The organism is Candidatus Pelagibacter sp. PS_06, assembly GCF_059418045.1.
In genome coordinates, this window is sequence record NZ_CM182078.1 from 1,210,678 (window position 1) to 1,232,552 (window position 21,875).

A 21,875-nucleotide genomic window follows, 5' to 3' on the forward strand; every position below is an offset into this window, starting at 1 on the left:
CTTCAAGTAGCACGTTCGTTTAAAAGTCCTTTTTTTAAAGGTTAATTGAAGTTTATTGGATCAACATCAACTGAAAGTTTTATTCCTGATGAAAATTTGTAATTTGGGATAATTTCAGCAATTGAATTCTGTAATTTGAGAGATTTTGAGCCTCTGATTAACATTCTTATTCTAAATTTTCTTTTTAATCTAAAAATTGGTGCACTAACCGGTCCTAATACTCTTGCCTCAATTTTTTTTTCAATAAAGTTTTTAAAATAAAAGGCTTCTTTTTCTAATTTTACTTCATTATCACCTGTTAATATTAGTGAGATAAATCTTTGAAATGGTGGAAGCTTGTTTTGTCTTCTAATATCCAATTCTCTATCAAGAAAAATATCAGGATTACTATTTGTTAAATCAGAAATCATTTTAGTATTAGTATTATAAGTTTGAAAATACACAGTAGCAGGTTTACCTGTTCTTCCTGCGCGTCCAGAAAGTTGATGGTATAACTGTAAATTTTTTTCAGCTCCTCTTAAATCATGTCCTTGTAAAGAAAGATCAATATCAACTACTACAATACAGTTAAGACTTGGAAAATGAAAACCTTTAGAAATTAATTGGGTTCCAACTAAAATTTGAACTTCATTATTAATTATTTTTTCTAATTTATCACTAGAACTTTTTTTATTCATAGTATCACTTGAAAAAATTTCAATTTTTTTTGATGGAAAGTTTTTTTTAACTTCTTCAGATATTCTTTCAACACCTGGGCCACTAAAAATAAATTCACAATCCCCATCTTTAATACAAGCTCTTTTTAAAGAGGATTTAAAACCACAATAATGACACAATAAATTATTCTTTTTTTTATGATAAACTAAATTAATTGAACAATTTGGGCATGAGTAACTATTGAAGCATTTGTTACAAAGTACATGAGGAGAAAATCCTCGTCTATTTAAAAAAAATAATACCTGGTCATTTTTATCAAGATGAAAATTTACTCTCTCGATTATTTTTTTTGAAAGCCAAGATTGTTTTTCTAATTTCGTTTCGTTAAGATTGATTATTTCATAATTTGGTAAAGATGCATTTTGGTAACGTTTTTCTAATTTAGAAATGCTATATTTACCTTTTTGAATGTTTTCATAGGTTTCAATTGATGGAACAGCTGTAATTAAATTGATAGGTATATTTTCAAATGAGGCTCTTGAAATAGCCATATCTCTTGCATTGTAAGTAACACCCTCATCTTGTTTGTAAGATTGATCATGCTCTTCATCAACAATAATTAAACCTAGCTTTTTAAATGGTAAAAATAATGATGATCTAGCACCTATGACAACTTTAATTTCTCCACTTGCAATTCCACTCCAAATAATTTCTTTATTTTTTTTGGTAATACCAGAGTGCCAAACAGCTGGGGTAAAACCAAAAAACTCTATAAATTTTTTTTCAAACTGACCTGTTAAGCCAATCTCAGGTAATAAGATTAACCCCTGAAAACCTTTATTTATAATGTCTTTAAGAGCTTCAAAGTATACCATGGTCTTACCTGAGCCAGTTGTTCCTTGCAGAACATGGACTCTAAATTTTTGATTTGAAATATTCATTTTTTTAAGAGATTTTTTCTGTTCTTCAGAAAGTTTTATTGAATTTTTTTTAATATTTATGTCAAAAATTTTATAAGCATCTTTTTGAAATTTTTCTACAGCATTGCTACTTAGTAAAACCAATTTTAAGGCCATTCCTTTTGGAATTATATTGTATTCTGAAAACCAATTAAGAAATTTTATTGTAGTTTTTTTTAATGGAATAACATCTAATTTTTTTAAAACACTTTTAATCTTAAAATTTCTATTATTTTTTTTTTCAAATTCATCCCAAACTACTCCTGTGATTTTAGATTTACCAAAAGGTACCACCACATAATCTCCTACCTTTAAATTAATATCACTCTCATAAGTAAAAGGATGATTAAATATATTTGGTAAAAGAATCGGTACTTTCATATCATAATAATATGAGAATTTATTAAGAATGATACTTAAAGAGAGCGTTTATTTAAAAATTAGTTAAAGGAGAATAAGGCTACTTTTTTCTATTTAGAATGGTTTAGAAATTCTTTTAAATCAATCTCAAAAATCGATAATCCAAATTAATCAAATAATCCTTTTCCAGTTGAAGATACTGGGATGACAAAACTAGGTGGATAAGTTCTTGATTTATCTGTTATCGCATCTGTTATGCCTAAATCTAAAAAAATAACACTGGCTGCTACCTTTCCACCCTCCATACCACTTGGAATGCTTCCCCAACCGTACATATTATTTGCCGTTTCACAATCAAATTCTAATGCATCATCAGATCTTCTGATCATTGTTGTTGATGGAACATCAACTAAATATTGTGCTCTTTTATTTGATAGTTTGCATTTTCCTGAGCTCCCATCACTAAAAGAAAGTGTTACTGGCACGTTTGCATCATTAACAATAGTACCACATGAGTTTAAAATAATTAGTAATGGTATTAAGATATATTTGAACATACTATATTCATATTTTTATAATTTAATTTTTATCTTGGTCAATTTGTTAATAGAAATTATACATTAAGAGTGTATTGTTCTTTTTTGAACCGCTCTACTTCTATTGATAAACATAACTTCTAAACGCACTGTTTGCTTTCTACTTTCCGCACCATGAATAAACCATTAAACCAAATTTAATTCAAAAGTTTAATTTGTAATTCCAATACATTTACAAATCTATTTCAATTCTTTTTTATGGTCAATTTATAAATGAATTTATATTTCTGAAGCCTGAGGCGTGGCTAAATATTACAATTCTAATAAAATAATTGTTATTTAATATAAATTTTTAATTACATCTTCTCTTGATTTTCCAACTCTAATCTCGTCATAAAAAACTATTTGAGTTGGAAATCGCTGGTTATCTTTTCTCCAAGAATATCTTTTGAGAAAACTTTGATAAACTCCAAACTTAAAAAAATTTGGTTTTCCCTCTGAGGTTATACCACTATATTTATATTTAAGTTCGTTGTTGGCCCATATTTTATAAAAGCCATCTTGGTCTTTTGTAAAATTTGCGTGAATTAGAATATCATTCCATTTACCCTTCATTGACTGAAAATCTAATAATTTTTTCTTTTCAAAAGTTCTACCCCTCATTTGTCTATCCGCAAAATAACCATCATCTCTTAACTGGAACATTAAACTTGGCGGTCTATTTTTTTGATGCACTTGTCCTAAGGCTAATTTTGCAGGAAAAACACTTTTAAAATCATCAGGTAGATAAATTGAATAAGCTATCCAAATTTCTCCTTTGAAGTATTTTCCTGACAGTTCATGTCTTTGACGATCGTTTTTACAGTCATTCCATTTTCCTGGCAGTTTATCTTTTCCACAATCACCAAGTCTTACTTCAAATCTTACTGCCTGTTCTCCATTTCTAACTGGATATCCATCTTTTTTATCTACTATTTTAACTCCATGTTTTTTAAACCCAACTTCTAAACTTTTTTTATAGGAGTTTCCAGAACCTACGTCCTTAGGTAATCCGAAAGAATAGACATTCCCACTCAACAACAAGCTTAAAACGATAATCCCTAAAAGTTTTTTCATGAACCCAGATCCTACCAAACCCCTAATCAGTTGTCTAGGTGATGGAGCTAGTGAAAACAACAATACACTCATCGACCATAGAATCACCATAGGGTTTTTTAGGTTCGCACCATAAAATCACCATTAAATCCAAAGTAAATGTTTTAAAACATAAGTGATTTCAACAATTCTTATTGAACAACAATACAGTAAATCTTTAAATCAGTGGCTATTTTATTAGGTGATAAAAGAACGATAATGTTAAGAGTGTATTGCTCTTTTATCTACTGATAATGCTGCTTCTTTAACAGCTTCTGAAAATGTGGGGTGGGCATGACAAGTTCTTGCAATATCTTCAGAGCTTGCACCAAATTCCATTGCTACACCTATTTCTGCAATAAGTTCTCCTGCATGAGGGCCAATAATGTGTGCACCCAAAACTTTATCAGTAGTTTCATCTGCTAAAATTTTAACAAATCCTTCCGCGTTATCTATAGCTTTTGCTCTAGAGTTTGCCATGAATGAAAACTTACCAATTTTATATTTTGTGTTTAATTCTTTTAATTGTTCTTCTGTTTTACCGATTGATGCTACTTCAGGGGTAGTATAAACAACACCGGGAATTGTATCATAATTTACATGACCTGATTGACCTGCAATATTTTCTGCAACTGCAATTCCTTCATCTTCTGCTTTGTGAGCAAGCATTGGTCCACTTATAACATCACCTATCGCATAAATATTATTAATATTAGTTTTAAATGTATTGTCTGTTTTAACTCTTTTTCTTTCATCCAATTCAACACCAATAGCTTCTAGGTTTAAACCATTAGTATTTGCTTTTCGTCCAACTGAAATAAGTACAACGTCAGAATCAAAATTATTTTTATTACCATCTTTATCAACTGTTGAAACTGTTGCTCCTATTTTATTATATTGGATAGCTTCAACTTTATTTTGCATGTTAAATTTGATGCCTTGTTTTTTCAAAATCTTCATAAATTCTGATGAAATTTCTTTATCCATTCCAGGTGTAATGTGATCTAAAAATTCTACTACTTGCACTTCAGCTCCTAACCTTGACCATACTGAACCCATTTCTAACCCTATGTAACCACCACCCACAACAACCATTTTTTTTGGAACCTTATCTAGTTTTAATGCCCCTGTTGAAGATACAATTACTTTTTCATCAATTTCTATTCCTGGTAGAGATACTGGCACAGAACCAGTTGCTATCACTGTTTTTTCAGCTTCAATGATAGTTTCTTTATTTTTATCGTCTTTAATTAAGATTTCATTTTCAGACTTAAAGCTGCCAGTTCCTCTATAATAAGTTACTTTATTTTTTTTTAATAAAAACTCGACACCTTTAGTAAGTATGGTTACTGCTTTATCCTTACTTTTCATCATTTTTTCAAGATTCAGCTTAACCTCACCAACTTCAATTCCTTTACTAGATAAATTTTGAACTTTATGAAATTCTTCAGATAAGTTGAGTAAGCTTTTCGAGGGTATACATCCAACATTTAAACATGTTCCTCCAAGAGATCCTCTTGATTCAATGCATGCTGTTTTTAGCCCAAGCTGAGCAAGCCTAATAGCACAAACATATCCACCAGGACCTCCCCCGATTACTACTGCTTGAAATTTTTCTGACATTTAAATATCCAAAAACAACCGTCTAGGGTCTTCTAAATTTTCTTTAACCATTTTTAAAAATGAAACTGACTCTTTGCCGTCAATTATTCTATGATCATATGACAAAGCTAAATACATAATGGGTCTAATTTTTATTTCTCCATCAACAACAACAGGTCTTTCAACAATATTATGCATTCCAAGAACACCAGATTGAGGAAGATTAAGAATTGGTGTTGATAACATTGATCCATAAACACCACCATTACTAATTGTAAATGTTCCTCCTTGAAGATCTTCAATAGTTAATTTTCCATCTCTTGCTTTTTCTGAAATTTCTTTAATATTTTTCTCAATGTCAGCAAATGACAATTCATCAGCATCTCTTAATACAGGAACTACTAAACCTTTTTCAGTTCCTACAGCAAAACTTAAGTTATAATAATTTTTATAAATTATTTCATCACCATCTATTTCAGCATTTACAGCTGGAAAATTTTTTAATGCAACAACACATGCTTTAACAAAAAAAGACATAAAACCCAATTTTATTCCATATCGGCTTTGAAAATCTTGCTGATTTTCTTTTCTCATTTCCATTATATTCGTCATATCAACTTCATTAAAAGTAGTTAATAAAGCTGCATTTTCTTGAGCTTGTTTTAATCTCTTAGCTATCGTTTGTCTTAGTCTGGTCATTTTAATTCTTTCTTCTTGACCATACTTTACTTTTCTTTCCGAAGGCTGAGGATTGGCTCCCATTAAATTTATTAGATCACCTTTTAAAACTCTTCCATCTTTTCCTGAACCTTGAACTGAATTAATATCTATTTTGTTTTCTACAACAATTTTTCTAACAGCTGGTGAAAGTGTTTGACTTTCTATGTTAGTTTTAGGTTTTGGTTTTTCTTTTTTAGCTTTTGGAGTTTCTTCTGCTATTACCTCATCAGTTAAAACTAATGGTTCATTTTGATCTTTTTTTTTAATTTCTTCCTCGAAAATTTTTGGTTCTTTTTTTGGTGGGTCTAATTTAATTACATTGTCTTCTTTTTGAACAGGTTTTTCTTTTTTAGGTTCCTTTTTTTTAACTGCCACGGCTGATCCAATTTCTGATACTGTGCCAAGCAATGCTCCTACTTCTACCACTGAACCATCTTTTGAATTTATTTCAGTTAAAATACCTTTTACTGGCGATGGTACTTCAAGATTAACTTTATCTGTTTCAAGTTCCACAATTGGCTCGTCTGCTTCAACTGCATCACCAGTATTTTTTAGCCATTTTGCTACTGTTGCCTCAGTAATACTCTCACCAAGAACAGGAACTACAATTTTTTCACTCATTTCTAATTATTCAAAAACCTTATTAATTATTTCTTGTTGTTGAGAAATGTGCCTCTTCGCATATCCAGTTGCAGGAGATGCATCAGGGCTTCTTCCTATATAAGAAATTTTGTTATTATTAGCCTTAATAGTATCTAATGTCCATTGGATATAATCTCTGACCGAAAACCAAGCACCCATATTTTTAGGCTCTTCCTGGCACCAAAAAAACTTAGCATTTTTAACATATGGTTTAAGCTCTTTCACAAGAGTTTTTGCTGGAAATGGGTAAAGTTGTTCTATTCTAAACAAAATGACATCATCTTTTTTTAATTTTTCTCTAGCTTCTAGTAAATCAAAATAAACTTTTCCTGAACACATAATTACTTTTTTAATTTTTGAACTTTCTTTTAATTTTATAAAACCCTTAGTTTGTGGATCTATTGCATGATCCCAAAGTATTCTATGAAAAGAATTCGACTTACTAAAATCTTCTAAATTTGAAACACAATATTTATTTCTAAGTAGAGATTTTGGAGTCATCATAATCAAGGGCTTTCTAAAATCTCTATGCATTTGTCTTCTTAGAGCATGAAAATAATTTGCAGGAGTTGTACAATTCATAACTTGCATATTATCATTTGAACACAATTGTAAGAATCTTTCTAATCTAGCTGATGAATGTTCTGGACCTTGACCTTCATAACCATGGGGCAGCAGCATTACCAATCCAGAGGCTCTTCTCCATTTTCTCTCTCCTGATGCAATAAATTGATCAATTACAACCTGAGCACCATTTGCAAAATCTCCAAACTGTGCCTCCCATAAGGTAAGGGTATTAGGTTCAACCAAACTATAGCCATACTCGAATCCTAATACTGCTAATTCTGATAAAAAACTATCAACAACTTCAAATTGTTTTTGAGTGTTTGAAATATTATTCAAAGGAACGTATCGACTATTATTTTTTTGATTTCTTAAAACAGAATGTCTTTGACTAAAAGTTCCTCTCCCAGAGTCTTGACCCACTAATCTTACTGGATATCCCTCTTCTAATAATGATCCAAATGCTAAAGCTTCAGCAGTAGACCAATCAATATTTTGTCCTTTTTTAACAGACTCTTTTCTAATATTAAGAATTTTAACTATTGTTTTGTGTAAATTTAATTCTTCAAAAGATGCATTTATTTTTTCTGAAATTTCTAATAGCTTTTTGGTATCTGCACCTGTTACCCCTCTTTTATCTTTTCCTTTTTCTGGTTTATAAGCTGACCATGTCCCTTCAAACCAAGCAATTTTTGGTTTGTAATCTTTTGCGCTTTTAAATTGATCATCAAGCAAATCTTTAAAAGTTTTTATCGAATTTTCTAAACTTTCACTTGATAAAATATTTTCATCTACAAGTTTTTTTCCATAAACTTTTATTGTGGAAGGGTGTGATCTAATTTTTTCATACATCAAAGGTTGGGTAAACGCTGGTTCATCTCCTTCGTTATGACCAAACCTTCTGTAACAAATCAGATCTACAACCACATCTCTATTAAACTTTAATCTAAACTCAGTAGCTATTCTAGCCGCATAAACAACTGCTTCTGGATCATCTCCATTAGCATGAATTATCGGAGCATCAACCATTTTTGCTATGTCAGAAGGATATGGGGAAGATCTTGCAAACCTTGGGCTAGTAGTAAATCCTATCTGATTATTAACTATTATATGAATTGTACCACCAGTATTGTGACCAGGTAGTCCAGACATCGCAAAACATTCAGCTACAACACCTTGTCCAGCAAATGCTGCATCACCATGAATTAAAATTGGTATTACTTTGTTTCTTTGTTTATCTTTGTGAAAATATTGTTTTGCTCTAGTTTGGCCAAGTACCACTGGATTTACAGCCTCTAAGTGTGATGGATTATCGGTTAAACTTACATGTACTGAATTTCCATCAAACTCTCTATTAGATGAAGCACCTAAATGATATTTTACATCTCCTGCACCCTCGTCCGATGAAGTTGCGAACTCTCCGGCAAACTCATTAAATATTCTTTTATATGACTTTTGCAATACGTTGGCTAAAACATTTAGCCTTCCTCTATGAGACATACCTATCTTAACTTCTTTTACTTGTGACTGACCACTAATCTTAATTATCTGTTCCAAAGCAGGTATTAAGCTTTCACCCCCATCTAATCCAAATCTTTTAGTCCCAACATATTTTGTATGAAGAAATTTTTCAAAACCTTCAGCTTGGATTAATTTATTTAAAATTGCTTCTTTACCATTTTTAGTAAAATTTAAATTATCTTCTGATTTTTCAATTCTATCTCTAAACCATTTTCTCTCAGTGGGATTTGATATGTGCATATATTCATAACCAACTGGTCCACAATAAGTTTTTTTTAAAAAACTTAATATATCTTTAATATTTGAATTCTGTTTGTTGATTACTCCACCGAGATAAATATTTTTTAGATAATCATTTTTTTTAAAACCAAAAGACTCTGGATGAAGTTCATCTAGATAATCTGATTTAATTAAATCAAGTGGGTCAAGTTTAGCAATAAGGTGTCCTCGTTGTCTGTATGACCTAATCATTGAAACAGCTTTTATCGAGTCTTCGTTTGATCCAGGTGAATTTAAATTTACACTACCGTTCTGAGAAACAGTGCCGTTGAAATTATGATCCTCTTGATCAATTTTTTTCTGCAGCTCATCAATATCTATTGTATTTTTTTTAGGCCCCCAAGAAGGGCCATTAATTTCTTTTGCAATAATATTTAATTCATCTCCAATTCCTTCAAAATAATCTTTCCAACTATCTGGTAAATCTGCATCTTTATTAACAAATTTAAGGTACATCCGTTCAATAAATGCACTGTTAGATTTGTTTAAAAATGAAGTTTTTTCGTATTCAAGATTTTTTGATGATGACATCTATTTATTTAATATAATCCTCTAATATTATTTTTCAATTCGACAATTTATTAAATAAAGTTTTTCCAATTATTGATGGCGATTTAGCGACAGTAATCCCTGATTCTTCCATTTTTTTAATCTTATCTTCAGCACCACCTTTTCCTCCTGAAATAATGGCTCCTGCATGGCCCATTCTACGTCCTGGGGGAGCTGTAATTCCTGCAATAAAACCAACTATTGGTTTTTTGACTTTGTGATTCTTAACAAATTCTGAAGCTTCTTCTTCTGCTGTGCCACCTATTTCTCCTATCATTAAAATGGACTCTGTTTCTTCATCATTCAAAAATAAATCTAAACAATCAATAAAGTTTGTTCCGTTAATTGGGTCACCTCCAATACCAATACAGGTTGATTGACCCAAGCCATTTTCAGTTGTTTGTGCAACTGCCTCGTAAGTAAGTGTTCCAGATCTTGATACAATTCCAACTGATCCTCTTTTATGAATATTTCCTGGCATAATTCCAATTTTGCATTCATCTGGGGTAATTATTCCTGGGCAATTTGGTCCAATCAATCTACTTTTTGAACCGTTTAATTTTTGTCTTACTTTAAGCATATCCTGAACCGGAATACCTTCTGTAATACAAACAATTAATTCTACAGATGCATCTATTGCTTCTATAATAGCTGCTGCAGCAAATTTTGCAGGCACATAAATCATCGTTGCGTCTGCGCCAACACTATTTTTTGCTTCAACAACACTATTAAAAACAGGACGATCTAAATGCTTTTGACCACCTTTTTTAGGAGTTACTCCACCAACTAAATTGGTTCCATATTTTATTGCTTGTTCAGAGTGAAAAGTACCATGTGCACCTGTAAAACCTTGGCAAATTACTTTTGTATTTTTGTTTACTAAAACAGACATATTATTTTATTGCTTCAACAATTTTTTTTGCTGCATCATCTAGATTTTCAGCTGATATTAATTTTAATCCTGAGTTATCTAATATTTCTTTTCCCTCTTTAAAATTTGTTCCTGCAAGTCTAACAACTAGTGGAACACTAATATTTATTTCTTTTGCTGCATCAACAACTCCTTGAGCAAGAACATCACATCTCATTATTCCTCCAAAAATATTAACTAAAATTCCTTTAACATTTTTGTCTGATAGAATTATCTTTAAAGCAGCTGAAACTTTTTCTTTTGAAGCTCCACCACCTACATCTAAAAAATTAGCTGGCTCTTTTCCATATAATTTAATTATATCCATAGTTGCCATAGCTAATCCTGCTCCATTAACCATGCAGCCAATACTTCCATCCAGTTTTATATAAGCTAAATCATGTTTGCTTGCTTCTATCTCTGTTGGATCTTCTTCATTTAAATCTCTTAGTTCAATAATTTCTGGGTGTCTAAATAAAGCGTTAGAGTCAAAATTTACTTTTGCATCTAAACAAATCATTTTTTCTTCTTTAGTTAAAATTAATGGATTGACTTCAACCATATTTGCATCAGTGTTTATAAACATTTGATAAATTGATTTTATTAGTGAAATTGCTTGTGCTTTTGCACTATCACTTAAGCTAAAGATCTTAACTATCACCTCACAATCTTTATCTGAAATTTCATTATTTATATCAACTTTAGTTGTTATAATTTTTTCAGGTGTACTGCTTGCTACTTCTTCTATATCCATTCCACCTTGATCGCTAGATATAAAGGCTATTTTTGAACTAGCTCTATCAACCAAACAAGATAAATAAAACTCTTTATCTATATTTGAAGACTCTTCTACATATAATCTTTTAACCTCTCTTCCCTCAGGACCTGTTTGATGAGTTACCAATGTTTTTCCCATTAGCTCTTTTGCTGCTTCACTTAACTCCTCAATAGTGTCTATAATTTTTACACCCCCTGCTTTACCTCTTCCTCCAGCATGGATCTGAGCTTTTAAAACATATTTTTTTGTATTTAATGATTTTGCTTTTTCTACTAATTCATCAACAGTGAGGGCAAATACACCCTCTGGGACAGTTGCCCCATATTTCTTTAAAATTTTTTTAGCTTGATGTTCGTGAATATTCATTATTACTTAGAAAGATCAGGATCTATTTTAGATGCCGCATCCCAAAGAGCTTTTACTGCATCAATGGAATGCATAAATTCTTTTTTTTCTTTTTCATCTAAATCAACTTGCTCAATTTTTTCTACTCCATCATTTCCAATAATCACCGGAACACCCGCATAAACATTGCTCACACCATACTCTCCATTTAGCTGAATAGCGCATGGTAGTAATTTTTTTTCATCTTTTAAATATGCTTCTGCCATTTGAACCCCTGATGCTGCAGGCGCATAAAATGCAGATCCTTTTTCTAGATATTTAACTATCTCAGCTCCACCATCTCTGGTTCTTTGATTAATTTCCTCTAATCTTTCTTGAGAAATTTTTCCCTCTTTTACTAAATCAAGTAAAGGTTTTCCTGAAACTTTCGTAAATCTAGGCATTGGTACCATTGTATCTCCATGTCCACCCATTACCATTGCATCTATTTCTTTAACTGGAATATTTAGTTCTAAAGATAAAAATAATTTAAATCTTGAACTATCTAAAATTCCAGCCATACCAACAACCTTGTTAGCTGGTAAACCAGAAAATTTTTGAAATGCCATAACCATTACATCCAAAGGATTAGTAATACATATAACAAAAGCGTTAGGAGCATTTTGTTTAATTCCCTCTGCTACTTGTTTAATAATCTTTAAATTAATGCCTAACAAATCATCTCTACTCATGCCTGGTTTTCTTGGCACTCCAGCAGTAATAATGATTACATCTGAGTCTTTAATGTCTTCATAATTGTCTGTGCCTGAAAATTTTACATTAAAACCATCTACTGATGAAGATTGTGCTATATCAAGCGCTTTTCCTTTTGCTATTCCACTTGCGACATCAAATAAAACTACTTCATCTACCAATTCTTTTGTTCCAATTAGGTGTGCTAAAGTTCCACCTATTTGACCTGCACCAATTAAAGATATTTTACTCATTTTTTTTCCTTATTTCATTGTTGGCATCACAAATTCCGCATTTGAACGGACACCAGATGGCCACCTTGATGTTACTGTTTTTAATTTTGTATAAAATTTTATTCCTTCCATGCCGTGCATTCCACTATCTCCAAATAAAGATCTTTTCCATCCACCAAAACTATGGAACGCCATTGGAACTGGTATTGGAACATTAATACCAACCATACCTACTTGAATTTTATTTGCAAAAGTTCTTCCTGCATCACCGTCTCTTGTGTAAATGCTAACTCCATTTCCATATTCATGATCATTAATTAACTTAACTGCATCTTCAAAAGTTTTTACTCTGACAACTGATAATACTGGACCAAATATCTCTTCTTTATAAATTCTCATATCTTTATTAACATGGTCAAACAAACAACCACCTATATAAAAACCATTTTCATAACCTTGAAGTTTTAAGTTTCTTCCATCTACAACTAGTTTTGCTCCCTCTTCAACACCAAGGTCTACATAGCTTTTAACTTTTTCTAAATGCTCTTTAGTAACTAAAGGTCCCATTTCAGAAGTTTTATCCATGCCTGGACCAACTTTTAAAGCCTCCGCTTTTTTTGATAATCTTGATACCAATTCATCACCAATATCTCCAACAGCTAACGCAACTGATTGGGCCATGCATCTCTCTCCAGCAGAACCATACGCAGCACCCATTAATCCATTTACAGCTCCATCTAAATCACAATCAGGCATAACGACTAAGTGATTTTTAGCTCCCCCTAATGCTTGAACTCTTTTTTCATTTTTAGCTGAATTTTCATAAATATATTTTGCTATAGGTGTTGAGCCTACAAAACTGACTGCTTTAATGTCTTTATTTTCTAAAATTGCATCTACAGACTCTTTATCACCATTGACTACATTAAATACACCATCTGGCAGTCCAGCCTCTGTAAGCAACTCAGCTAATCTCATTGGACATGAGGGATCTTTTTCCGATGGTTTAAGTATAAATGTATTTCCGCATGCAATAGCTATTGGGAACATCCACATTGGAACCATTGCTGGAAAATTGAACGGTGTAATTCCCGCAACAACTCCTAATGATTGTCTCATAGACCAGCTATCTACATTTGTTCCTACATTTTCAGAAAATTCACCTTTTAATAAATTTGGGATTCCACATGCAAACTCAACAACTTCTAATCCTCTAGTCAATGAGCCCCTTGCATCTTCATAAACTTTTCCATGTTCAGAAACTATTAGTTTTGTAAGTTCATCAGAATTTTTTTCTATCAATTCTTTAAATTTAAACATTACCCTCGCTCTTTGGAGAGCAGGTTTTAAAGACCAAGTTTCAAATGCTTTTTTTGCAACCTCGACTGCTAGATCTAAATCTGATTTTGAAGCAAGTCTTACCTCAGACTCTTGTTCTCCAGTCGCAGGGTTAGAAACTTTTGCTTTTCTATCAGAATTACCTGGAATAATTTTTCCACCTACATAGTGTTCGATTAATTTCATGAATAGGGTGTTTTAGATCAAAAATACTTATTAGTCTATTTAAACATTGGCTGTAGCTATCATTTTTTTTAATTCAGCTATTGCTTTTGCAGGATTTAAGCCTTTTGGACATGCACTAGTACAATTTAAAATAGTGTGACATCTATAAAGTTTTAATTCATCGGCAACTTTTTTTAATCTTGCTTTTCTTTCTTCGTCTCTACTATCAACTATCCATCTGTAAGCTTGAAGGAGAACTGCAGGACCTAAATATTTATCACCATTCCACCAGTAACTCGGACAAGATGTTGAGCAACATGCACACATAATACACTCATATGCTCCATCAAGTTTGGCTCTTTCTTCTTTTGACTGAACTATTTCAGCTGTTTCTTTTGTTGAATTATTTTTTAACCAAGGCTCAATTGATTGATATTGCTTGTAAAGGCCATCTAGGTCACCAATCAAATCTCTTTTAACTTTTAAGTGTGGTAAAGGATAAATATCTATATCTCCATCAATTTCTGCGTGTGGTGTAGTACATGCAAGACCATTTTTGCCTCCCATGTTCATAGCGCAAGATCCACAAACTCCATGAGCACAAGATCTACGGTAAGCTAATGTTGGATCAATTTCATTTTTAATTTTATTAAGAATATCTAAAACTTTTGATGGACAATTATTCATGTCCACTTCATAAGTATCTATTCTAGGGTTTTCTCCTGTAGAGGGGTCCCATCTATAGACATTAACTTTTCTTATATTTTTTGAACTAGTTTTATCTTGATAATATTTACCTTTAGTTACTTCAGAATTTTTAGGTAAATTTATTTGAACCATTAATAAACTCTTTCTTGTGGTGGGAAATATTGTACTTCATTTGTTAAAGTTGACTTATGTACCTCTCTATAACCAATCTTTGTATTTTTGCCATCACACCAAGCAAGTGTATGTTGCATAAATTTTTCATCATCTCTTTTAGGATAATCTTCTCGAGCATGTGCTCCTCTGCTTTCTTTTCTATTATACGCAGAGTCTACTGTTACTACTGCTTGTCTAATTAAATTATCAAACTCTAAAGTTTCAACTAAATCAGTATTAAATACTAATGATTTATCTTTTACCGATATAGAGTCTAGTCCATCATAAGTTTTTCTTATTTCATCAACTCCTTCTTTAAGAGTTTTTTCTGTTCTAAAAACTGCACATTTAGATTGCATTGTTTTTTGCATCTCAAGTCTTAATTCAGCTGTACCAGTGTCTCCATCAGCATTTCTAATTTTATCAAATCTATCAATACATTTTTGTGTTTCATTCTCACTAATTTCTTCATGAGGTGTTCCGGGTTTAACTAGCTCAGCAGCTCTCTTTGCTGCTGCTCGACCAAACACTACTAAATCAATAAGAGAATTTGAACCTAATCTATTAGCTCCATGAACTGAAACACAAGCTGCCTCACCAATTGCCATTAGTCCTGGAACTGTTTTTTCAGAGCCATTCACTGTCAATACTTCTCCTTTGTAATTTGTTGGAATACCACCCATATTATAATGAACAGTTGGTACAACTGGAATTGGTTCCTTAGTAACATCAACATTTGCAAATAATCTTGCAGCATCAGTAATACCTGGCAATCTACTTTCAATGATTTCTTTATCTAAATGGCTTAGATTTAAATGAACATGATCTTGATCTTTTCCAACTCCTCTTCCCTCATTAATTTCAATAGACATTGATCTACTTACTACGTCTCTTGATGCTAGATCTTTTGCATTAGGCGCATATCTTTCCATAAATCTCTCACCTTTTGAATTCGTAAGATAACCACCTTCACCTCTGGCTCCTTCTGTTATTAAAGTACCATGACCATATATTCCTGTTGGATGAAATTGTACAAACTCCATATCTTGCAAAGGTAATCCAGCTCTTAACACCATTGCATTTCCATCACCTGTACATGTATGTGCTGATGTTGCTGAATAGTAAACTTTTCCGTAACCCCCTGTTGCAATAATTACTGTATGTGCTCTAAATCTATGAATTGTTCCATCATTTAAATTCCATGCTATTAATCCTTTGCACTCTCCATCTTTCATCAATAAATCTAAAGCAAAATATTCTATAAAAAATTCTGTATTATGTTTTAAAGCTTGTCCATAAAGAGTGTGTAGTATTGCATGACCCGTTCTATCTGCTGCTGCGCAAGTTCTTTGAACTATTCCATTGCCATAATTTTTAGTCATTCCACCAAAAGGTCTTTGATAAATTTTACCTTCTTCAGTCCTACTAAACGGAACACCATATTTTTCCAATTCTATTACTGCTTTCGGAGCTTCTTTGCATAAATACTCAATACTATCTTGATCACCTAACCAATCAGCACCCTTAACAGTGTCATACATGTGCCATCTCCAATCATCTTCACCCATATTTCCTAAAGCTGCTGAAATACCACCTTGGGCAGCAGAAGTGTGACTTCTTGTTGGAAAAACTTTTGAAATACATGCTGTTTTTAATCCAGCCTCACTTAAACCTACGGCAGCTCTTAAACCAGATCCACCTGCTCCAAGAACAACAACATCATATTCATGATCAATAATTTTGTAAGAACTCATTAGTTAAGATTAAATAAAAAAATAATTGTTAATATTGGAATGATTATAGCAGAAATAAATAACAGTCTGTTTGCGACATATTTGATTTTATCATCAGCTATATAGTCTTCAAAAACCTCACTTATGGTTAGTGAAGAAAAAAAATAAGCAAAAATAATAAACAAGATAAATAAAAACTTAGAAGCTGGGGTAGTAAAAAATTTTACGACCTCTAAGTAGTCATTGTCATAAACATTTACAAAATTAATAATAAACCAAAGCATTAAAGGTAATAAAATTACCGATGATATCTTAAGAAATATCCATTTTTTTGTTGCTAAATTCATCTTAAATAAAATTTTTACCTATTAAATAAATTAAAATAGTTAATAAAAATGATCCAAAAATAACCATGAGACCAGATATACGAGTTGTTTGTAATTCAAAACCATAGCCCATATCCATTATTAGATGTCTGACCTCACTTAACATTTGAAAACTAAAAGACCAAACTAATCCCAATACAATAAATTTACCAAAGATAGACTCTAGGAATTGGTCTACAAGATTGTAGTTTGCTTCTCCCAAAACTAATAAAGAAACCCACATACAAATTAGGGTGATTGCAACAATATTAATAATTCCTGTTATTCTGTGAGAAATAGATACTAAAGATGAGATGTGCCATCTATAGATCTGTATATGTGGGGATAGTGGGCTTTTATTTTCCATAAAAATTATTTTTAATTAATGTTTCTGCAATCTCAACTGCATTTAAGGCTGCACCTCTTAAAAGATTATCAGATACAATCCACATATTTAAACCATTAGTTACAGTTTTATCTTCCCTTATTCTTGAAATAAAAGTTTCATCTTCGCCTTCTGCCTCTAAAGGAGTTGAATAACCTCCATCAGTCCGTTCATCAATTACTTTACAACCTTCAAAATTATCTAAAGCTTCTCTAACTTTTTCTAATGTAAATGGTTTTTCAAATTCTATGTTAGCTGACTCTGAGTGTGAAACTAATACAGGTAATCTTACACATGTAGCTGTTAGATCTATATTACTATCTAAAATCTTTTTGGTTTCATTTGTCATTTTAAGCTCTTCTTTTGTATAACCATCATCTGCAAATACATCTATGTGGGGAATTGCATTAAATGCAATTTGTTTTGTAAAGTTTTTAGACTCAACTTTATTATTTTGAAGCACCTGCTTTGTTTGTTCTATCAATTCATCCATAGGAGCTTTTCCACCTCCTGAAACTGATTGATAAGTTGAAACAACTATTCTTTTAATTTTAAATAAATCATGCAACGGCTTTAAAGCTATAACAAGTTGAGCTGTTGAGCAGTTTGGATTTGCAATAATATTTTTCTTTATATTGTTTAAATGATCTGAGTTTACCTGGGGCACTATTAAAGGAACATCGGGGTCCATTCTATAAAAACTTGAATTATCAATTACTAAAGAATGCTTGGCTGCAATTTCAGCAAAGTTTTCTGAAATTTTTCCTCCGGCTGCAAAAAAGGTTATTTTTACTTTCGAAAAATCAAAAGTTTCAAGATCAATTACCTCATGTTCTTTTCCATTAAAATTAATTTTAGATCCAGCACTTCTAGATGAGGCTAGTAAATATAAACTATCTATAGCTAGCTCTTTCTTTTTCAGAACTTCCAATATTTTTCTACCAACATTACCAGTGGCTCCAACGATAGCTATATTCATGATTTTGTTGAAGTTTATACTAAATGAAAGGCAAATCGCAAACGTTTCCGGTACAGATATTACCGTTTATCTCAGCTTTTACGCTTTGAGATACTTCCCAATAAGGTTTTTTCATCATAGCTATTCCTATAACTTTTCCAAAATGTGGGGAATAACACGCTGATCTCAATTCTCCAATAATTTTACCATTATCATCTTTCAGATCTAATGATCCTGACATACTAATTTCTTTAGCATCTAATTTAACACCCATTAGTTTTTTTCTAATTCCATCTAATTTAATTTTTTTAAGTTTTTCTTTTCCTAGGAAATTAATTTCACTATCCAATGAAACATATTGATCAAAACCACACTCTAGAGGGTTATCATTATTATCAAAATCATTTCCATACGAAAGCAACCCACTTTCAATTCTTTCAATTAAATTTGGACAACCTGGTTTTACATTAAATTCTTTTCCTACTTCAAACAAGTGGTCGTACAATTTTTGCCCTGATTGGGTGTCTTGAACATATACTTCGAATCCTCCTTGTTTAGACCAACCTGATCTTGCAATTAAATGTTGTGATCCTTCAAAGTCAAAATAACTAAAGCCAAAAAATTTTAATTCTTTAATTATTTTTCCAAATACTTTTTCCATTAAATCAAAAGATTTTGGTCCTTGAACAGCTATAATATCAACAATTGGCTCAACAATTTTAACATCAAAGTTGTATCCAGAAGCCAAGCCTTTTGCGAAAAAAATTACATCTGAGTCGGCAATTGATATCCACCATTTATCTTCTGCTAACTTTAAAACTACAGGATCATTAACTAAATTTCCTGAGCCATCAATAATTGGACAATAGTAACATCTACCAATTTTTGATTTTGACAAATCTCTACAAGTCATTAATTGAACAAGTTTTGCAGAGTCTTTTCCTTCAATTTCAACTTGTCGTTCGGCTGCAACATCCCAAACTTGAACATCTTTTTTTAGATGTTCATAAGAGTCCTCGATAGATCCAAATGCAGCTGGTAATAACATATGGTTATAAACTGTATAAGCGGTTACACCCTGTTTTTCTATTCTGGAAGTGTAAGGTGTACTTCTGAGTCTTCTAGATTTTGCTATTGAAAAATTTTTCATTTTTGTAAAAATTCCAAGACTTTCTCTCTCATTTCAAAGGCTTTTTCAATCATAATCATGTGACCACACCCATCAATTATATGAGTACTTGAATTATCAACCATGTTTGCAAATTTTTTTCCAACCTCAATGTTAACCATTTTGTCTAGAGCGCCAAAAACAAACATTGTTGGACAATCAATTGTTTTTACGGCATTTGAACCATTCACATAATTATTGCAAGCAACAAGGTCTACTCCTAATATTTCACTAATATCTCTTGGAGATTGGATTATCCTTTTTATAGGGTTTCCACCTATAAATTTTTTTGAGCCCTCATAACACCACTTCATCATTAGTTTTACAGCATCTGTATCCCTATTTTCTGCTAAATCTATTAAGTCTTTATTTACAGGCATTTTATAAGATCCACCTATGAAAACTAATTTTTTCAATCTACTTCTGTATTTATTTGAGTATTCAAGCATCTCCAAACATCCTTGAGAATGACCAACCAAAATAACTTTCTCTAATTTCAATTTTATAAATACTTTTTCTAACCAGTCAGTAATCTCTTCAATTGTGTGTAGGCAAGGACCTTCTGAGTTACCATGTCCAGGTAGATCAATTGATAATACGTTAAAATTTTTGTTTGAAAAAAATTGCTCAACTAAAGACCAAACAATATGTGAAAGGCCACTACCATGAAGAAAAATAATAGTTTCTTTATTATAATCTAATTCTTGTCCAGCATTTGATGCATGAACACTTTTATTTTCTAGTTCGAATATCAAATAATTTCCTAAAACTGTTTTCTTAATTCAAATTTCTGAATTTTTCCTGTAGATGTTTTTGGCAATTCACAGAAAATTACTTTTTTAGGTACTTTAAAACCTGCTAGAGTTTCCTTGCAAAAATCTATTAATTCTTTTTCTGTAACTGGTTTATCTTGTACCATTTCAATAAACGCACATGGAACTTCTCCCCATTTTTCATCTGGTTTAGCGACTACTGCTGCGATAGATACTGACGGATGTTTTGCAAGTGTATTTTCTATTTCAATAGATGAAATATTTTCTCCTCCAGAAATAATAATATCTTTAGATCTATCCTGTATCTTAACGTACCCATCTGGGTGCATGACAGCTAAATCACCAGTATGAAACCAGCCACCAGCCATTGCTTTATCAGTTGCAGCTTTATCCTTAAAGTACCCTTTCATTACAATATTTCCTCTGATCATAATTTCACCAATAGTTTTTCCATCTTTGGGGGCTTCTTTCATTGTCTCTGGATCCATGACTGTAACCCCTTCAGTATTTGGATATCTAACACCTTGTCTTGCTTTAATTTCGTTCTGCTTATCTTCATCAAAACTATTCCACTCATCATTCCAAGAACATTGAGTAACGTGACCATAAGTTTCTGTTAAGCCATAAACATGCATCACCTCAAAACCAAGATCTTTCATTTTCTTAAAAATTATACTGGGTGGAGGAGCTCCTGCTGTTAACACATAAACTTTGTTTTTAAGTTTTTTTCGATCCACTTCTGGTGCTCCTGTAATCATGTTTAGTATAATTGGTGCACCACCAAAATGAGTTACATTATACTTATCTATTAGTTCAAAAATTTTTTTAACATCTATGTTCCTGAGACAAATAGTTCTTCCATTCAACATTGGGATGGTCCATGGATAACACCAACCATTGCAATGAAACATAGGAACAATTGTAAGGAAATTCAACCTATTTGGCATATTCCAAGCAACCGAACTTCCAGTAGACATCAAATATGCACCTCTATGATGGTAAACAACTCCCTTAGGATTTCCTGTTGTTCCTGAGGTATAGCTTAAAGATATAGCCTGCCATTCATCTTCTGGCATTTTCCAGTCATAATTTTCATCACCTGTGTTTAAAAAATCCTCATATTCTAGAGTACCAATTTTTTCTAACTTCGATTGATCTGCATGTTCATCATTTATATCAATGACAATAATTTTTTTATTAATCTTTTCTAAAGCTTTTTTTACTTCTACATGAAGCTGTCTATCTACAACTAATACTTTAGCTTCACTATGATCTAAAATATAGGCAATAGTATTTGCATCTAATCTAACATTGATAGTGTTTAAAACCCCGCCAGTCATTGGAACAGAATAATGTGCCTCAAAAATTTCAGGAGTGTTAAATGCTAAAAATGAAACTGTGTCTCCTTTACTGATTCCAATTTTTGACAATGCGCTCGCAAATTTTACTGACCTTTTATAAACTTCTGACCAAGTATACTTTCTATCTTCGTAAACTATTGCTTCATAGTTAGGGTAAACATCTTTAGCTCTTTCTAAAAATGTTAATGGAGTTAGAGGAATATGATTGGCTTTATTTTTTTCTAAATTTGTATCGTAACTGCTCATA

Annotated in this window: 18 protein-coding genes; all 18 read right to left on the bottom strand. The window is 31.8% G+C overall.

Going from position 1 to position 21,875, the window contains the following annotated elements:
• Positions 1-41: 41 nt before the first annotated feature.
• Complete coding sequence (priA, locus tag AC5SLZ_RS06250) at positions 42-1,997, bottom strand: replication restart helicase PriA (RefSeq protein WP_028035990.1); 1,956 nt, start codon at positions 1,995-1,997, stop codon at positions 42-44.
• Between the two features lie 146 nt (positions 1,998-2,143).
• Positions 2,144-2,533 carry a hypothetical protein gene (locus AC5SLZ_RS06255; protein WP_494615440.1) on the bottom strand — a complete coding sequence of 130 codons (390 nt, stop codon included), beginning with the start codon at positions 2,531-2,533 and terminating at the stop codon, positions 2,144-2,146.
• Positions 2,534-2,851: 318 nt separating this feature from the next.
• Positions 2,852-3,628: a heparin lyase I family protein gene (locus AC5SLZ_RS06260; protein WP_494615441.1), complete on the bottom strand. Its 777-nt coding sequence runs from the start codon at positions 3,626-3,628 to the stop codon at positions 2,852-2,854.
• Between the two features lie 240 nt (positions 3,629-3,868).
• A complete protein-coding gene (lpdA, locus tag AC5SLZ_RS06265) occupies positions 3,869-5,269 on the bottom strand; it encodes a dihydrolipoyl dehydrogenase (protein ID WP_028035992.1) in 1,401 nt (466 codons plus the stop codon).
• The gene (odhB, locus tag AC5SLZ_RS06270; protein ID WP_494615443.1) at positions 5,270-6,589 is read right to left on the bottom strand and encodes a 2-oxoglutarate dehydrogenase complex dihydrolipoyllysine-residue succinyltransferase; all 1,320 of its coding nucleotides are present in this window, start codon (positions 6,587-6,589) and stop codon (positions 5,270-5,272) included.
• A gap of 6 nt (positions 6,590-6,595) precedes the next feature.
• A complete protein-coding gene (locus AC5SLZ_RS06275; RefSeq protein WP_494615445.1) occupies positions 6,596-9,505 on the bottom strand; it encodes a 2-oxoglutarate dehydrogenase E1 component in 2,910 nt (969 codons plus the stop codon).
• Between the two features lie 34 nt (positions 9,506-9,539).
• Positions 9,540-10,415, bottom strand: a complete 876-nt coding sequence (gene sucD, locus AC5SLZ_RS06280) for a succinate--CoA ligase subunit alpha (RefSeq protein ID WP_494615446.1) — start codon at positions 10,413-10,415, stop codon at positions 9,540-9,542.
• Between the two features lies 1 nt (position 10,416).
• Complete coding sequence (sucC, locus tag AC5SLZ_RS06285) at positions 10,417-11,577, bottom strand: ADP-forming succinate--CoA ligase subunit beta (RefSeq protein WP_494615448.1); 1,161 nt, start codon at positions 11,575-11,577, stop codon at positions 10,417-10,419.
• Between the two features lie 2 nt (positions 11,578-11,579).
• On the bottom strand, positions 11,580-12,542 hold the full coding sequence (gene mdh, locus AC5SLZ_RS06290) for a malate dehydrogenase (protein ID WP_028035997.1): 963 nt from the start codon (positions 12,540-12,542) through the stop codon (positions 11,580-11,582).
• 9 nt (positions 12,543-12,551) lie between these two features.
• Entirely contained in the window at positions 12,552-14,045 is a 1,494-nt protein-coding gene (locus AC5SLZ_RS06295; RefSeq protein ID WP_028035998.1) for a CoA-acylating methylmalonate-semialdehyde dehydrogenase, read from the bottom strand.
• Positions 14,046-14,084: 39 nt separating this feature from the next.
• Positions 14,085-14,864: a succinate dehydrogenase iron-sulfur subunit gene (locus tag AC5SLZ_RS06300; protein WP_028035999.1), complete on the bottom strand. Its 780-nt coding sequence runs from the start codon at positions 14,862-14,864 to the stop codon at positions 14,085-14,087.
• A complete protein-coding gene (sdhA, locus tag AC5SLZ_RS06305; protein WP_028036000.1) occupies positions 14,864-16,639 on the bottom strand; it encodes a succinate dehydrogenase flavoprotein subunit in 1,776 nt (591 codons plus the stop codon). Before sdhA ends, AC5SLZ_RS06300 begins: the two co-directional genes overlap by 1 nt.
• Complete coding sequence (gene sdhD, locus AC5SLZ_RS06310; protein ID WP_494615450.1) at positions 16,639-16,965, bottom strand: succinate dehydrogenase, hydrophobic membrane anchor protein; 327 nt, start codon at positions 16,963-16,965, stop codon at positions 16,639-16,641. The genes sdhA and sdhD overlap by 1 nt, the downstream gene beginning before the upstream one ends.
• Position 16,966: 1 nt before the next feature.
• The gene (gene sdhC, locus AC5SLZ_RS06315; protein WP_494615452.1) at positions 16,967-17,350 is read right to left on the bottom strand and encodes a succinate dehydrogenase, cytochrome b556 subunit; all 384 of its coding nucleotides are present in this window, start codon (positions 17,348-17,350) and stop codon (positions 16,967-16,969) included.
• Entirely contained in the window at positions 17,340-18,347 is a 1,008-nt protein-coding gene (locus tag AC5SLZ_RS06320; RefSeq protein ID WP_494615453.1) for an aspartate-semialdehyde dehydrogenase, read from the bottom strand. Before AC5SLZ_RS06320 ends, sdhC begins: the two co-directional genes overlap by 11 nt.
• A gap of 19 nt (positions 18,348-18,366) precedes the next feature.
• The gene (locus tag AC5SLZ_RS06325; protein ID WP_494615455.1) at positions 18,367-19,476 is read right to left on the bottom strand and encodes a dimethylsulfoniopropionate demethylase; all 1,110 of its coding nucleotides are present in this window, start codon (positions 19,474-19,476) and stop codon (positions 18,367-18,369) included.
• On the bottom strand, positions 19,473-20,249 hold the full coding sequence (locus AC5SLZ_RS06330) for an alpha/beta fold hydrolase (protein ID WP_494615456.1): 777 nt from the start codon (positions 20,247-20,249) through the stop codon (positions 19,473-19,475). Before AC5SLZ_RS06330 ends, AC5SLZ_RS06325 begins: the two co-directional genes overlap by 4 nt.
• Positions 20,250-20,257: 8 nt before the next feature.
• The gene (locus AC5SLZ_RS06335) at positions 20,258-21,874 is read right to left on the bottom strand and encodes an acyl-CoA synthetase (RefSeq protein ID WP_028036006.1); all 1,617 of its coding nucleotides are present in this window, start codon (positions 21,872-21,874) and stop codon (positions 20,258-20,260) included.
• Position 21,875 lies beyond the last annotated feature (1 nt).

Coding starts and splice junctions, on each gene's coding strand:
- priA (WP_028035990.1), bottom strand. CDS start 1,997: ATGAAAGTACCGATTCTTTTACCAAATATATTTAATCATCCTTTTACT.
- sdhC (WP_494615452.1), bottom strand. CDS start 17,350: ATGGAAAATAAAAGCCCACTATCCCCACATATACAGATCTATAGATGG.
- AC5SLZ_RS06260 (WP_494615441.1), bottom strand. CDS start 3,628: ATGAAAAAACTTTTAGGGATTATCGTTTTAAGCTTGTTGTTGAGTGGG.
- odhB (WP_494615443.1), bottom strand. CDS start 6,589: ATGAGTGAAAAAATTGTAGTTCCTGTTCTTGGTGAGAGTATTACTGAG.
- sdhA (WP_028036000.1), bottom strand. CDS start 16,639: ATGAGTTCTTACAAAATTATTGATCATGAATATGATGTTGTTGTTCTT.
- AC5SLZ_RS06255 (WP_494615440.1), bottom strand. CDS start 2,533: ATGTTCAAATATATCTTAATACCATTACTAATTATTTTAAACTCATGT.
- lpdA (WP_028035992.1), bottom strand. CDS start 5,269: ATGTCAGAAAAATTTCAAGCAGTAGTAATCGGGGGAGGTCCTGGTGGA.
- AC5SLZ_RS06320 (WP_494615453.1), bottom strand. CDS start 18,347: ATGAATATAGCTATCGTTGGAGCCACTGGTAATGTTGGTAGAAAAATA.
- sucD (WP_494615446.1), bottom strand. CDS start 10,415: ATGTCTGTTTTAGTAAACAAAAATACAAAAGTAATTTGCCAAGGTTTT.
- AC5SLZ_RS06295 (WP_028035998.1), bottom strand. CDS start 14,045: ATGAAATTAATCGAACACTATGTAGGTGGAAAAATTATTCCAGGTAAT.
- sucC (WP_494615448.1), bottom strand. CDS start 11,577: ATGAATATTCACGAACATCAAGCTAAAAAAATTTTAAAGAAATATGGG.
- mdh (WP_028035997.1), bottom strand. CDS start 12,542: ATGAGTAAAATATCTTTAATTGGTGCAGGTCAAATAGGTGGAACTTTA.
- AC5SLZ_RS06300 (WP_028035999.1), bottom strand. CDS start 14,864: ATGGTTCAAATAAATTTACCTAAAAATTCTGAAGTAACTAAAGGTAAA.
- AC5SLZ_RS06275 (WP_494615445.1), bottom strand. CDS start 9,505: ATGTCATCATCAAAAAATCTTGAATACGAAAAAACTTCATTTTTAAAC.
- sdhD (WP_494615450.1), bottom strand. CDS start 16,965: ATGAATTTAGCAACAAAAAAATGGATATTTCTTAAGATATCATCGGTA.
- AC5SLZ_RS06335 (WP_028036006.1), bottom strand. CDS start 21,874: ATGAGCAGTTACGATACAAATTTAGAAAAAAATAAAGCCAATCATATT.
- AC5SLZ_RS06325 (WP_494615455.1), bottom strand. CDS start 19,476: ATGAAAAATTTTTCAATAGCAAAATCTAGAAGACTCAGAAGTACACCT.